The 14,543-nt window shown below is 51.3% G+C and carries 14 protein-coding genes, 6 tRNA genes and 1 rRNA gene; all 21 read left to right on the forward strand.

Features of this window, described 5'->3' with window-relative positions:
• Window positions 1-111 (forward strand): 23S ribosomal RNA (locus AC0YOA_RS15665); the annotation flags it as partial.
• A 242-nt stretch (window positions 112-353) separates the two neighbouring features.
• Window positions 354-430 (forward strand) — tRNA-Met (locus tag AC0YOA_RS15670).
• Window positions 431-440: 10 nt separating this feature from the next.
• Window positions 441-516, forward strand: a tRNA-Val gene (locus AC0YOA_RS15675).
• Between the two features lie 15 nt (window positions 517-531).
• Window positions 532-608 (forward strand) — tRNA-Asp (locus tag AC0YOA_RS15680).
• Between the two features lie 57 nt (window positions 609-665).
• Window positions 666-741 (forward strand) — tRNA-Phe (locus AC0YOA_RS15685).
• Window positions 742-777: 36 nt separating this feature from the next.
• Window positions 778-863 (forward strand) — tRNA-Tyr (locus AC0YOA_RS15690).
• A gap of 15 nt (window positions 864-878) precedes the next feature.
• Window positions 879-954: transfer RNA gene (locus AC0YOA_RS15695), tRNA-Lys, on the forward strand.
• A 343-nt stretch (window positions 955-1,297) separates the two neighbouring features.
• Window positions 1,298-2,440 carry a PucR family transcriptional regulator gene (locus tag AC0YOA_RS15700; RefSeq protein WP_210045101.1) on the forward strand — a complete coding sequence of 381 codons (1,143 nt, stop codon included), beginning with the start codon at window positions 1,298-1,300 and terminating at the stop codon, window positions 2,438-2,440.
• Between the two features lie 94 nt (window positions 2,441-2,534).
• On the forward strand, window positions 2,535-3,656 hold the full coding sequence (locus AC0YOA_RS15705) for an ABC transporter ATP-binding protein (protein WP_475787399.1): 1,122 nt from the start codon (window positions 2,535-2,537) through the stop codon (window positions 3,654-3,656).
• 299 nt (window positions 3,657-3,955) lie between these two features.
• Entirely contained in the window at window positions 3,956-4,894 is a 939-nt protein-coding gene (gene hprK, locus AC0YOA_RS15710; protein ID WP_210045099.1) for an HPr(Ser) kinase/phosphatase, read from the forward strand.
• Window positions 4,895-4,912: 18 nt separating this feature from the next.
• Complete coding sequence (gene lgt, locus AC0YOA_RS15715) at window positions 4,913-5,971, forward strand: prolipoprotein diacylglyceryl transferase (RefSeq protein ID WP_475787400.1); 1,059 nt, start codon at window positions 4,913-4,915, stop codon at window positions 5,969-5,971.
• A gap of 9 nt (window positions 5,972-5,980) precedes the next feature.
• A complete protein-coding gene (ppaX, locus tag AC0YOA_RS15720) occupies window positions 5,981-6,640 on the forward strand; it encodes a pyrophosphatase PpaX (protein WP_475787401.1) in 660 nt (219 codons plus the stop codon).
• A 5-nt stretch (window positions 6,641-6,645) separates the two neighbouring features.
• A complete protein-coding gene (locus AC0YOA_RS15725) occupies window positions 6,646-7,131 on the forward strand; it encodes an acyltransferase (protein ID WP_475787402.1) in 486 nt (161 codons plus the stop codon).
• A gap of 186 nt (window positions 7,132-7,317) precedes the next feature.
• Window positions 7,318-8,547: an ATP phosphoribosyltransferase regulatory subunit gene (locus AC0YOA_RS15730; protein ID WP_475787403.1), complete on the forward strand. Its 1,230-nt coding sequence runs from the start codon at window positions 7,318-7,320 to the stop codon at window positions 8,545-8,547.
• Window positions 8,548-8,630: 83 nt separating this feature from the next.
• Window positions 8,631-9,245, forward strand: a complete 615-nt coding sequence (gene hisG, locus AC0YOA_RS15735) for an ATP phosphoribosyltransferase (protein ID WP_210045111.1) — start codon at window positions 8,631-8,633, stop codon at window positions 9,243-9,245.
• Window positions 9,246-9,397: 152 nt separating this feature from the next.
• Window positions 9,398-10,684: a histidinol dehydrogenase gene (hisD, locus tag AC0YOA_RS15740; RefSeq protein ID WP_475787404.1), complete on the forward strand. Its 1,287-nt coding sequence runs from the start codon at window positions 9,398-9,400 to the stop codon at window positions 10,682-10,684.
• An 80-nt stretch (window positions 10,685-10,764) separates the two neighbouring features.
• Window positions 10,765-11,364, forward strand: coding sequence for an imidazoleglycerol-phosphate dehydratase HisB (gene hisB / locus AC0YOA_RS15745; RefSeq protein WP_475787405.1), 600 nt, complete (start codon window positions 10,765-10,767; stop codon window positions 11,362-11,364).
• Window positions 11,365-11,988: an imidazole glycerol phosphate synthase subunit HisH gene (hisH, locus tag AC0YOA_RS15750; protein WP_475787406.1), complete on the forward strand. Its 624-nt coding sequence runs from the start codon at window positions 11,365-11,367 to the stop codon at window positions 11,986-11,988.
• A 188-nt stretch (window positions 11,989-12,176) separates the two neighbouring features.
• On the forward strand, window positions 12,177-12,935 hold the full coding sequence (gene hisF, locus AC0YOA_RS15755) for an imidazole glycerol phosphate synthase subunit HisF (RefSeq protein ID WP_210045091.1): 759 nt from the start codon (window positions 12,177-12,179) through the stop codon (window positions 12,933-12,935).
• A complete protein-coding gene (gene hisIE / locus AC0YOA_RS15760) occupies window positions 12,932-13,618 on the forward strand; it encodes a bifunctional phosphoribosyl-AMP cyclohydrolase/phosphoribosyl-ATP diphosphatase HisIE (RefSeq protein WP_475787407.1) in 687 nt (228 codons plus the stop codon). Before hisF ends, hisIE begins: the two co-directional genes overlap by 4 nt.
• A gap of 57 nt (window positions 13,619-13,675) precedes the next feature.
• On the forward strand, window positions 13,676-14,482 hold the full coding sequence (gene hisJ / locus AC0YOA_RS15765) for a histidinol-phosphatase HisJ (RefSeq protein WP_475787408.1): 807 nt from the start codon (window positions 13,676-13,678) through the stop codon (window positions 14,480-14,482).
• The last annotated feature ends 61 nt before the right edge of the window (window positions 14,483-14,543 follow it).

Genomic DNA, 14,543 nt, shown 5'->3' on the forward strand with positions numbered 1-14,543 from the left:
AGATTTCCCAATTCGTAAGACCCCTGGTAGACGACCAGGTTGATAGGTTCGAGGTGGAAGCATCGCAAGATGTGCAGCTGACGAATACTAATCGGTCGAGGGCTTATCCTACACCGGAACAAGAGAAGTCTTGTTCCACCCGTCAGCCGTAGGGCTGGAGGAAAATCAAGCCGCTAAACGTTTCGCAAACGTTCGTATCCAGTTTTCAGGGTGTAATGATGGATGATCAGCCGACAAGTGCGGCTCATTCCCATTTTTTACGCACACGACATTTTTTTAATTTGTCGAGATCCTGACTTTGCAGGCTGGCCCCAGTCGTTGTAAAGGACAAGCAGTTTTGGGGCATTTTGTGTGGCGGTGTAGCTCAGCTGGCTAGAGCGTACGGTTCATACCCGTGAGGTCGTGGGTTCGACTCCCTCCGCCGCTACCACACCTATTATGGAGGCTTAGCTCAGCTGGGAGAGCATCTGCCTTACAAGCAGAGGGTCGGCGGTTCGATCCCGTCAGCCTCCACCATGAATGTCTACATACGGAGCTGTGGTGTAGTGGCCCAACATGCCTGCCTGTCACGCAGGAGACCGCGGGTTCGAATCCCGTCAGCTCCGCCATTCATCCCAATAATGTAAAGAGCTTGTTTTTACTTTTAGGGAACCCAAAATAAACGTGGCTCGGTAGCTCAGTCGGTAGAGCAGAGGACTGAAAATCCTCGTGTCGGCGGTTCGATTCCGTCCCGAGCCACCATTTTTTCAAGGCGAAGTTGCCTGATTTTTATAACGTGGAGGGCTAGCGAAGTGGCTAAACGCGGCAGACTGTAAATCTGCTCTCTTACGAGTTCGGTGGTTCGAACCCATCGCCCTCCACCATTCCTTATTCTGCAAGAGCCATTAGCTCAGTTGGTAGAGCACCTGACTTTTAATCAGGGTGTCGAAGGTTCGAGTCCTTCATGGCTCACCATTTCTACACTTTTGATGATGACTAGCATATATCAGAATCCATGGACAAGAAGTCCATGGATTTTTTTGTTAGGCGCCATCAGCTATGCATGGAGCTGAAATCCTTTGGGATGTATGATACAATGACGCAGAAGCAAGCTGTCTTATGTTTTGTTATCCGTAGTTGTTTATAGCTTTGACGCAACTATATTTTGGATTTCAAGAAGAAACGGCTGTCACCGTCTTTTGGCTGCACAGCAAGTTTCTTCCTTCAAAAAATATAAGCAACGTATAGGCTGAAATCTATACTTTCTTATATTCTAAAAAAAGGACGCAGTGAGCGTTCTACGGATAGGGGCCAGCCGATGAGTGAAGCAAAATGGATCGAGCAGTTGCAAACGATACTCGATTGCCCAGTGCGCCAACTCCAGCTGCCTGTGCAGCAATGGAAAGCGCATGTCGATGAAAGTGAAAGCGCTCTGAGTTTTTTTTGTTCAGCCGGTGCGGTTACTCCTGGAGATTATATGGTTGTTTCCAAAGGGCCTTTATGGTTTGCCCTTGGCAGTGATTCCGAGTATGTCGATTATATTGAAGTAGAACGCGCAAAGCTCTCGGATAAGGAAATGAAGCTGATTGGATGGACATTAACGCAGATTCGTTCCTCAAACGTGAAAAATTTCGAAGGCGTTACGGAGTCGGAGCGTTATGCGCGTGAGCTGGGTGCCTGGATTGTGGAGCAGCTGGAAACCAGCGAATCCCAAGTATCGATACCCGACAGACTAATGGCAAGAGGCCGGTTGTTCTCTAATATGATTCCTTTCCTTCTCGTGTCGGAACAGGTAGATGTCGGCAGGACAAGCTATATTGATCTGGAGAAGCTGCTGCGCACGTTTTTGGCCGAGGATATGATGTTGATACCTTTAAAGGAACAGGAATGGCTGGTACTGGGACCTATCTCGCTGATTCGCGATGCGCAGTCAGAGGAGCGTGACGAGGAAGCGGAGGAATCGGTCGAAGAAAGCCTGGAACCGATTGCATCCGGGCTGCATGAGATGCTGGCCAGCGAATGGCTGGGGGAATGTCACCTGGCGGTTGCACCGCCAATATCTCCGGCTAATTCGATAGTGGCCACGACTGCGCTGCTGCGTGAGACTGTTCATCTGGGCCGAGCGTTCCATGTGGGCTCGAATATTCATCTGCCATGGCTTCTGCATTTGGAAAGACTGCTGAATACAATTCCTGAGGCTCAACGGGCCAAGTTTGTGGAACAGGCGCTAAAGCGGACCGATTTTTTTCTGGAGACGGAGATTTTGACAACGTTGGAAACGTTCTTCTCCCTGGACTGCAATGTCAGCGAAACGGCAAAAAAACTATATATCCATCGAAACACACTGCTTTACCGGTTGGACAAGCTGAAACAGGAAACAGAACTGGATGTGCGTTTGTTCCGGGATGCGGTATTGGTGAAAATCATATTACTATTGTACAAAGTGACGAAAAGAAAGTGAGTTTTTTGTAAAGTATGTGCATAGTCATATAGCCTGTGCTGATATAAGATGTATATAGTAGTGATGAACAATATCCGTTTAGGGGGAAATACAAATGGCAGGTGTACGCTTAGAACATATTTACAAAAAATACGCTGGTACTGATCTTGCTTCGGTTAAGGACTTTAACCTTGACATTAAAGACAAGGAGTTTCTTATTCTTGTAGGTCCGTCCGGTTGCGGTAAATCGACCACGCTTCGTATGATCGCTGGCCTGGAAGAGATTTCCGAAGGTAAATTGTTTATCGGCGAACGTCTTGTAAACGATGTCGCTCCTAAAGACCGCGATATCGCGATGGTATTCCAATCTTACGCTTTGTACCCACATATGAACGTATATCAAAACATGGCCTTCGGCCTTAAACTTCGTAAATTCAAAAAAGCGGATATTGAGAAACGTGTTCGTGAAGCCGCTAAAATTCTTGATATCGAGCATCTGCTTGAGCGTAAACCAAAAGCATTGTCCGGTGGACAACGTCAACGTGTCGCGCTCGGCCGTGCAATCGTTCGTGAACCGCAAGTCTTCTTGATGGATGAGCCGCTTTCCAACTTGGATGCTAAACTTCGTGGCCAAATGCGCGCGGAAATCAGCAAACTGGTTAAACGTCTTGAAACCACTTGCATCTATGTAACACATGACCAAATCGAAGCAATGACGATGGGTGACCGTATCGTTGTTATGAAAGACGGTATCATTCAGCAAGCGGATTCGCCAGAAGGCTTGTATAACAACCCTGTAAACCTGTTTGTGGCCGGTTTCATGGGAGCTCCTTCGATGAACTTCATCACAGGCGCGCTGACAGAGCAAAACGGAGCCGTTCTTTTCAAAACAACGGGTGTTGATGTTATCATTCCGGAAGGCAAAGCCAAATTGCTGCGCGACAAAAACTTCATTGGTAAAGATATCATTCTTGGTATTCGTCCGGAAGATATCCATGAAGAGCCGGTATTCCTGGAAGCATCGCCAAATTCCATCGTAAACGCTCATATCGAGGTTTCCGAGAACTTGGGTCATGAAATGTACCTGTACCTGAACGGAATTGGTAAAGACACCATTATCGCTCGCGTAGATGGTCGTTCAGGCTTGAAAGAAGGCATGAACGTGAAGCTTGCGCTTGATATGAACAAAGTTCATGTGTTTGATAAAGAAACTGAATTGAACCTGTTTGAAGTATAAGACAAGGCGTTTAGCCTTTCGAACAACCGTCCTGTGAGGGGCGGTTGTTTTTTGTTTGTCTCCGGCTGGGCAGCAGCGCATGATGGGAGCTGTGATTAAATCATGCCAGATGCGGAAATAGCCTGCCTGATCAAGGCCGATAATGACCGAAGCGCTGGTTTGAAATTGACGAAACAGACTAAAATGTCTCGAAGATCATGGGAGACGTTGATTTCAGCGCTTATTTCCTATACGATGATTACATTGGAAATGTACATAGCAATTGCAGATGCAAGGGAAGCGATTAGGGAGGCCGGACAATGGCTAAAAAAGTTAAGGTGTCGGAGCTTGTCCAACAATTTCAGCTTGAAATTGTCAGTGGGGAAGATGGTCTGCGCCGCAGCATAACGGTCGATGATTTGTCGAGACCAGGCTTGGAGATGGCTGGTTATTTTCATTATTACCCAAAGGAACGGGTGCAAATTCTGGGTAAAACGGAGCTTGCGTTCATGGATACGCTCAGCAATGAAGAGCGGATGGACCGGATAGAGCGGCTTTGTGATGATGAGACGCCTTGTTTTATCATAACACGAGGCCTTGAAGCGCCGCTTGAACTCATTCAACAGTCAAATGCAAAACAAATTCCTGTACTGAGAAGTCATGTTGCGACAACCATTCTTATTGGCCGCATTACAAACTTCCTGGAACGCAAGCTTGCGCCATCAGCTACGATTCATGGTGTTCTGGTTGACGTATATGGAGTTGGCATACTGATCACCGGGGGCAGCGGCATTGGCAAAAGCGAAACAGCGCTGGAACTGGTCAAACGCAGCCATCGCCTTGTTGCGGATGACGCTGTGGAAATCAGACAGACATCGGATGGACAGCTCCACGGAAGTGCTCCAGAGCTGATCCGGTATTTACTGGAGATTAGGGGACTTGGAATTATTAATGTGATGACCTTGTTCGGTGCCGGTGCGATTCGTACGATGAAGCGGATCAGTGTGGTCATTAAGCTGGAGAACTGGCAGCCGGACAAACAGTATGACCGTCTGGGCCTGGATGAAGAGACGACGCGCATTATCGATACCGATGTCCCGCTTGTAACCGTTCCGGTGAGGCCGGGGCGCAACTTGGCGGTTATTATCGAAGTGGCCGCGATGAACTTCAGGCTCAAGCGTATGGGCTATAACGCGGCGCTTCAGTTTACGAACAAGCTGACCGAAACCATTGCTGACGATTCGGATGATTTTGATTGATAAAAGGAGCCGTTGTGGATGTATGAATTGCTTTTAAATCCAATCGCTTTTTCATTGGGGCCGATTAGTGTTCATTGGTACGGTATCATTCTGGGCACGGCGGCGCTTGTCGGCCTGCTGCTGGCTGTTCAGGAAGGAAAGAGGTACGGGTTGTCGCCGGATTTCTTTATGGATCTGCTTTTACTCGGTGTTCCCTCTGCGATTATTGGGGCGCGGATTTATTTTGTCGCCTTCAAGTGGGACGAGTACAAGGACAATTTCCTGGACGTGTTTAAAATATGGAATGGCGGTATTGCCATCTATGGTGCCTTAATTGGAGCCATGATATGCGGTATCCTCTACTTCCGCTACAAGGGCTACAACCCTTGGCGGATTATGGATATTTGCGCCCCCTCTCTGATTGCCGGACAAATTATTGGCCGCTGGGGCAATTTTGTCAATCAGGAAGCCTACGGCGGACCTGTTGACGAAAGTTTTCTGCGCGACACGCTCCATCTTCCCAATTGGATCGTCAATCAAATGAATGTAGGCGGTGTTTTCCATCATCCGACCTTCCTGTATGAATCCTTATGGAATCTGATTGGGATTATTCTGCTGTTCGTGCTGCGCCGCCGCGCATTTATGCGGGCCGGGGAGATGCTCATGACGTATTTCATCTGGTATTCCATCGGGCGCTTCTTTATTGAAGGACTGAGAACGGACAGCTTGGCTTTTGACGGACCGGCTTGGCTGGTCTCAATTATGAATGGTTTGTGGTCACCGATGACCGTTGCGTTTGAGCCTGGCAATCTGGACGCCGCCTATGGTGATGTCCGTATCTCCCAGCTGCTGGCTGTTTTGTTAATTATCGCTGCGATCGCGATCATTATCATCCGTCGTGTTACGGGAGCCGCATCCGAGCGGTATGCGGATCCTATTATCAACCGTCGTACGGGTCTGCCAGCGGGGGTAAAACCCGGCGTTGATCCCAATGCAGAAGCAGCAGCTCCGGATATTGCTGAGCAAACGATAATCGAACCGCGTGAACCCGACCGCAAAGATACACCGGAGCACAAGGATGAAGGCATAAAGGGGTAACGGCTGATCATGACTTTAAAAATACGAACCATTTTGTTTGACCTTGACGGAACCATTTTGGATACGAATGAATTGATTATTCATTCTTTTCTGCACGCGCTGCGTGATATCGTACCGCAACAATTCGGAAGAGAGCATATCATTCCGAGTATGGGGCAGCCACTGCAGGACCAGATGCAGTTATTTTCAGGGCTGGAAGAGGTATCTCATCTTATTGCAGCTTACCGTGAGATCAATTTGAGGATGCATGATGAGTATGTGAAATCATTTCCAGGGGTAAACGAGGTATTGGCCAGGCTGCATGAAGCAGGTGTTCAGATTGGAATCGTCACAACCAAAATGAGGCTGACGACAGAGCGGGGTCTTCGTTACACAGGCCTGTATGATTACATTCAGCCTCATGCGATTGTTACGATTGATGACGTGACGCATCCCAAGCCTCATCCAGAGCCTGTCCTCATGGCAATGGAAGCTTTGGGCGCGCAGCCGGAAACAACGATGATGGTTGGTGACAGTATTGTGGATATTCAATCTGCCGAAGCTGCCGGAGTCATCTCTGTTGGGGTTGCCTGGTCGCTCAAAGGCGAGGCCATGCTGACGGAAAGCGGGGCGCGTCACATCATTCATGATATGCGCGATCTCTACGCGCTCGTCGGATTGGAGCTGTAGTCGAATTGAGGAACGTGGAGCGCTATCCGGTTGAAGGGCCGAATGCCTTATGGCAAATGTATCATACAGTCAGCCGGTTCAAGGCTGTGCGTAATTTCATATGTATACAGATAACGCGATATTGTCCGTCTCTGCCCATGAAAAATTGGATCTACAGGCACATACTGGGTATGAAGGTCGGGCACGATACGGCCTTTGCGCTTATGGTGATGGTTGATGTTTTTTTTCCAGAACGGATTAAAGTCGGGGATAATACGATTATCGGGTACAACACCACGATTTTGACACATGAGTATTTGATCCGGGAATATCGTCTGGGTGATGTGGTTATCGGCTCAGATGTCCTGATCGGCGCAAACACCACGATACTGCCAGGGGTGAGCATTGGAGATGGCGCTGTGGTGGCTGCAGGCTCGGTGGTGCATAAAGATGTAGCTGCCGGAGCTTTTGTAGGCGGCAATCCTTTAAGGGTAATTAAACCGACGGAGTAAAGGTTATGGCATTCGAAAAAAACGGCCTTTCCAATCTGAAGGTCGTTTTTTTGTTGGAGGAGGCGCCCATTCGAGTTCTTGACGAATGGAAATGAGCGTGATATCATTACGTCTAATCACTTTATTTTGGCAGCATGGTAACTTGGTAGCACGTTAATAAACTAAAGCGTATGTGGGTGAATATACATGTCCAAACCAAAAGGTTTTGAGAAGCCGATCGGGGTTAAAGATTACCTGCCGCATGCTGTATCCAGACTGCGGCAAATTGAAAACCAGGTGCTCGCCTGTATGGGCGCATGGGGCTATGAGCAGATCATGACGCCAACCATGGAATACTACGATACGGTGGGCGTGGCAAGCTCTACCTCGGATCAGAAGCTGTTCAAGCTGCTGAATAACCGGGGAACGACGCTTGTCCTGCGTTCCGATATGACGGCGCCGATCGCCAGGGTCGTTGCTTCCCTGCTTAAGGAATCCGAGTTTCCTCTTCGTTTATCCTATCACTCGAATGTGTTCCGGGCAATCGAGGAAGAAGCGGGGCGCGAAGCGGAATTTTTCCAAACTGGAGTGGAACTCGTAGGTGACGCTTCGGCGGATGCCGATGCGGAAGTTGTGGCGCTTGCCATCGCTTCTTTAAAAGCGGCGGGAGTTGACCGGTTCAAGATCGCGATTGGTCATGTAGGCTTCCTGAACGGCTTGTTCGAGGAAACGCTCCAAGGACGGGAAGAAGCCCAGGAAGAGCTGAAGGCCTGCCTGCTGGGGCGCGATTATGTCGGTTACCGTGAACGGCTGCACGCACTGTCGCTGGCTGAGCCGGTGCAGAAGGAGCTTGAAGGCATTCTGAGGCTGCGCGGCGGTCAGGAGATATGCGAACAGGCACTGCAGCTTGGCGCCAACGAGACAGCTCGGGCATCGATTCATCATCTGCGTGAGATATGGGATGTGCTCGAGGCTTACGGTGTTTGCGAGCATGTGCTCATTGATTTAACGATGATCGGGGATTTTAAATATTATACCGGCATGACCTTCGAGGGCTATGCTGCTGATCTGGGTTCACCGGTAGCAAGCGGAGGCCGTTATGACAATCTGCTGCAGCAGTTTGGCAGACCTGCTCCAGCAACGGGATTTGCGCTGAAGACGACGCGCATTCTGGAGTTAATCGGTGACGGTACAGCGACAGGGCCTGCAAAGCGGATATTAATCGGTTATGATGCGGCAGGAAGGCAGCAGGCGCTTCTGGAAGCCCAGCGTCTGCGTGAGGAAGGTTTGGCAGTGATTGTCACAGAGAAGATGGATCAGAACGCTCAGAAGGCTGCTGCCGCAGCCGCTGATGCTGGGAGCAAGCAGGAGATCGTGTATAAGGGTATAACGTTCTCAAGGCTGCTGACATTTTTCGGAAGAGGGGGTCGCGCGTGATGAGCTTGCAGGATGGATTGTGGAATGGAGCATCGAGCCTGACCGAAGGAACCTCCTCTGGTGGAGAGCTGTTAAAGGTAGCCATGCCAAAGGGGCGTATATACAAGCAGGCGTCGAAGCTTTTCCGTGAGGCCGGTCTTCCCATTCCCAGCGATTTTGACGATACGAGGCGGCTGATTATCGAGATGCCGGAGGTGGGCATGTCTTTTATTATGGCCAAACCGGTTGATGTGCCGACTTATGTGGAATACGGTGTGGCGGACATCGGCATTGTAGGCAAGGATGTGCTGATGGAGGAAAACAAGGATGTTTATGAGCTGCTCGATCTGGGCATTGCCAAATGCCGCATGTCGGTTATCGGATTGCCGGATTGGAAGCCGGTTATTCATCCGCGTGTAGCCACGAAATATCCAAGTGTTGCCTCGCAATATTTCCGCGAGCGCGGGCAGCAGGTCGAAGTGATCAAGCTGAACGGCTCCATCGAGCTGGCGCCGCTGATCGGTCTTGCCGACCGGATTGTCGATATGGTTGAGACCGGCCAGACGCTGCGTGAGAACGGTCTTATCGAGATGGAAACGATCTTCGGCATTACAAGCAGGCTGATTGCCAATCGCGTCAGCTACCGTATGAAGAATGATGCGATCCAGAGCTTGTGCGACAAACTGCAGCAGACGATTGCGGCCAAAGCGGAAGCTTGATGTAGTCCTAACGATTGCCGTCCCCACAGACCCGTTGGCTGGAGAATCCAGGCATTTCGGATGAGTTTGGCATTGGAGTCAGCCTGCGGCAATTGGGACTTAAGAGACGCTGCAAAGTTTAGGTGACAGTATAATGAAGGGAGCGATGCGTCATGCGTATGCTGCGTGCGGAGCAGTATGGTTTAACCCGCGAGGTGGAGTACGGGACACCGGAGCAGAACGAGACTGTCCGGCAAATCGTGGAGGCTGTCCGGACTGAGGGAGATGCGGCATTGCTGCGCTATACGGAGGAGCATGACCGTGTCAGGCTGCACGCGCAGTCGCTTCGTGTGACGGAAGCAGAAATTCATGCGGCGTACGACCTTGTGGACGAGGCATTCTTGACGGCCATTCGGCAAGCGGCCGTGAATATCCGTTCCTTCCATGAGAAGCAGGTGCGCCAATCGTGGATGGATGTTCAGCCCGATGGTACGATGCTGGGACAGCTCCTGCGTCCCCTGCGGCGGGTAGGGGTATACGTCCCTGGCGGGAAGGCCGCATATCCTTCCTCCGTGCTTATGAATGTCATACCCGCTCAGGTGGCTGGCGTACCGGAGATTGTGATGGTGACGCCCCCGGCAACCGGCGGCAAATCGGGCATCGATCCTTATATTCTGGTAGCGGCTGCCGAGGCTGGCGTCAAGGAAATGTACCGCGTCGGCGGGGCGCAGGCCATAGCCGCGCTTGCTTACGGAACGGCAAGTATTCAGCCTGTGGACAAAATATGCGGGCCAGGCAATATCTATGTGGCGCTGGCCAAGCGGGCCGTCTTCGGCGCTGTAGATATCGACAGCATCGCCGGACCCAGCGAGATCGTCGTATTGGCCGATGATACGGCCAACCCTGCTTACGTGGCAGCCGACCTGCTTTCGCAGGCCGAGCATGATGAGATGGCATCCGCCATTCTGGTCACGACCTCCCGGACATTGGCAGAGGCTGTTTCCGCAGAGGTTGAGCGCCAATTGGCAAGTCTGCCTCGGCAAAGCATTGCCCGGCAATCAATCGACAGCCACGGAGCGGTGCTGCTGGCGGACTCTATCGCCGAAGCGATTGCGGTAATCAACCGGATGGCGCCGGAGCATTTGGAGATTATGGTGGCGGAGCCGATGGCGCTGCTTGGCCGCATCGAGAATGCCGGGGCGATTTTCCTTGGCCCCTACAGCTCGGAGCCGGTCGGTGATTATTTTGCGGGACCGAATCATATTCTGCCCACCAACGGGACGGCAAGATTCTCATCGCCTGTGAACGTAGACGATTTTGTCAAGAAGTCGAGCCTGATTTATTACAGTAAGGACGCGCTGCTGGCCAATGCGGATAAAATTATGACGCTTGCGCGGCATGAAGGTCTGGAAGCGCACGCCAGAGCCATTGAGATCCGTCTGGAGCAGGAACGGGAATAAGCAGCTGTGGTATTGGATGTACAAGGAAGTAAAGCATATATGTAATTATTATCCTCGAGAGCGAAAGAAGGGCATCTCTTATGGCGGATCATGTCATGCGCGCAGCCGATGTGGCGCGGAAAACGAACGAAACGGATATTAAGCTGGCGTTTGCTGTTGATGGCAGCGGACTGGCAAAGATCGAAACGGATGTGCCGTTTCTGAATCATATGCTGGATCTGTTTACGAAGCACGGCCACTTTGATTTGAATGTCGAGGCGCGCGGCGATGTCGATATTGATGATCATCATACAGTGGAGGACATCGGCATATGTCTTGGCCAAACCATTCAGGAAGCATTGGGCGATAAACGGGGCATCAAGCGTTACGCCTCTGTATTCGTTCCTATGGACGAAGCATTGGCGCAGGTGGTCATTGATCTGAGCAACCGTCCGCATTTTGAATATCGGGCTCAGTATCCTTCCCCCCAGGTCGGGAGTTTTCAGGTGGAGCTGGTCCATGAGTTTCTGTGGAAGCTGGCCCTTGAAGCGAGGATGACCCTGCATGTTATTGTTCATTACGGCGTGAATACCCACCATATGATTGAAGCTGTTTTCAAGGCGCTTGGCCGTGCGCTTGATGAAGCAGCAAGCATTGATCCACGGGTGCAAGGAGTCCCTTCAACGAAAGGAGTGCTGTAGATGATTGCTGTCATCGATTACGGCATGGGCAATTTGCACAGCGTCAGCAAAGCGGTGGAGCGTCTTGGCTATGAGGCGCTGGTCACGGCGGACATGAAAGAGATAATGGAGGCGGATGGTGCGATTTTGCCGGGCGTCGGGGCTTTTGGCGATGCCATGCAGAATTTGCAGAATACGAAGCTTGAGGATGTCGTCAAGTTCTATGCGGCTTCTGGCAAGCCTCTGCTAGGTATTTGCCTGGGCATGCAGCTCTTGTTCACCGAAAGCGAAGAATACGGCCAGCATCAAGGGCTCGGTTTGCTGCCTGGGAAGGTCGTTCGTTTTCAGGGGGACTATAAGGTTCCGCATATGGGCTGGAACAAGCTGACGTTTCATCGGGAGAGTCCGCTGCTCGGCGGGTTGGAGGAGGGGCATGTCTACTTCGTGCATTCCTTCCATGTCAGACCAGAGCAGGCGGAGGATCTGCTTGCCACGACTGATTATCATCAGCCGGTGACCGCCATTGTGGGACGCGACAATGTGTACGGAATGCAGTTCCACCCGGAGAAGAGCGGCGATCTGGGCATGCAGCTGCTGGGTAATTTTCTTGCGTTGACTGCGTCCCGTCAGGCGGTCCGCCAGTAAACGGTTATAGCGGATGGATTCATGGAGCCGGCAGGCTTTAAAGGAGCGGAAGTTCGGGTTCTGAACATTCTTGCCGGAGGGAAAATTATACAAGCTTGCTGTCAAGAAGTGTAATTATAATGAATGCAAGCTTAATGATGGCTTAATCAGCGATAGTTCAAATCGGTACACATAAAGGGGGATGGCGTATGTTGGCTAAACGGATTATCCCCTGCTTGGACGTGAAGGATGGCAGGGTGGTTAAGGGGGTCAATTTCGTCAATTTGCGCGATGCTGGGGACCCTGTAGAGCTTGCGGCGACCTACGATAAAGAGGGGGCCGACGAGCTGATATTTCTTGATATCTCGGCCTCTTATGAAGGACGGGCAACGATGGTGGAAGTGGTCAAGCGAACAGCTGGTGAAATTACCATTCCATTCACGGTTGGCGGCGGAATTGCCCATGTTGACGATATGAAACGTCTGCTTCGCGCAGGAGCTGATAAAATTGGCATTAATACTGCGGCTGTCAAAAACCCCGCCCTCGTCAAGGATGGTGCGCGTAAATTCGGTTCTCAATGCATTGTTGTAGCGATAGATGCCAAATTCAATCCGGAATGGGGAGAATGGGAAGTCTATACGCATGGCGGACGAAATGCAACCGGGATGAAGGCTTTGGCCTGGGCAAAGGAGGTTGAGCTGCTCGGCGCGGGAGAAATTCTTCTGACGAGTATGGATGCGGACGGCACGAAGGATGGATTTGACCTTAAGCTGACGCAGGCCGTGTCAGATACGCTGGGCATTCCGATCATCGCCTCCGGGGGCGCAGGCCGGGTGGAGCATTTCTATGATGTGTTTGAGCAGGGACACGCCGATGCTGGGCTGGCGGCAACTATTTTTCATTACAAAGAGATGACGATCCGCGATGTGAAGGACGATTTGCGGCAAAAAGGAGTCGAAGTTCGATGAGCAGCAGCAATAAGGGAATAGAGGCGGCAGCGGAACAAATCAAGTGGAATGATGACGGCCTGGTGCCGGCAATCATACAGGATGCCATCAGCAAGGAAGTGCTGATGATGGCCTACATGAACCGGGAGTCGCTGGCAAAATCAGCGGAGTCGGGAGAAACCTGGTTCTGGAGCCGCTCACGCGGTAAGCTCTGGCACAAAGGGGCAACGAGCGGGCATATCCAGCGCATTGTCTCGATGCATTACGATTGTGACGGTGATACGCTTCTTGTCCGAGTGGAACAAAAAGGCGTGGCTTGCCATACCGGTCGTTACAGCTGCTTCTATAATGAAGTGGAGGGAATTTCCGGGGCTGAGGCAAGCGAAGTGGAACCGACCGGTGACCGTTTTGCCATGCTGAACCAGCTGGAGGCCGTTATTGCTCAGCGTTACGCGGAGCGTCCGGAAGGGGCCTATACGACTTATCTCTTCGAGAAGGGCGTCGACAAGATTCTGAAGAAGGTCGGCGAGGAAACGGCGGAAGTGATCATCGCGGCCAAAAATAAAGATAATGACGAGCTGCGCTGTGAGACCAGCGATCTTATATTTCACTTGATGGTGCTGCTGCGCGAACGCGGCATGCCGCTGGATGATGTTATGAGAGAGCTGGGGCACCGTCACAATAAATCGAAGCAATCCTCGTAACATTTTCTAGGCGGGCGGCTGCAGCATTCAAGACTAAAGAAGGCGGTGAACCTCTTTATGCGGATTGACTACCATACCCACCATGAAAGATGCGGACATGCCGTCGGTACGCTGGAGGAATACGTGCGCAAGGGGATCGAGATCGGGCTGGACCAGCTTGGGCTTTCCGACCACATGCCGTTAATTCACGTCGACCCGGCGACCTATTTGCCGGAGATGGCGATGCCGATGGATGAGCTGCCGCGTTATGTGGAGGAATGCTTCGAGCTGAAATCCAAATATAAAGGTCAAATTGATCTTCGCATTGGCCTCGAAGGCGACTATATCGAAGGCTGGGAAGAACAGATTGAAGCCATAACGACTGCTTATCCATGGGATTATGTGATTGGCTCGGTCCACTTTCTGGGCACTTGGGATATTACCGATTTCCGCCAGACACAAGGCTGGGAAGGCCGTGACCGCCTTGCCGTATACGAGCAGTATTATGACGCCATCGGCAAAGCCGCGGCCTCCAGGCTGTATGACTATATCGGGCATATCGATGTTATCAAGCGCTTCGGCTATCAGCCGGATAGCAGTGTCAATCATCTTGAGGATGCTGCTTTGGAGGCCGTCAAGCGCTATGATGTTGCGATTGAGCTGAATGCATCTGGCCTTCGGACACCCGCGGCAGAGATGTTTCCGAGCCGCCGGATGCTTGAGCGGGCCTGCGATTTGGGAATCCCCATTACGCTTGGCTCCGATGCCCATCAGCCGGAGCGGCTTGGCCAATATTTGGACGATGCGCGGGCGTTGCTGAAAGAGTGCGGAATTACGCAATTAGCGACCTTTGATGGCCGAAAACGGCATATGATCCAAATATAAGAAATTAATATCTATACGGTCTGAGGGAAGAAACTGATCCGCCGCAACAAAACGGCGGGAA

This window comes from Paenibacillus sp. JT22N12 (assembly GCF_056269365.1).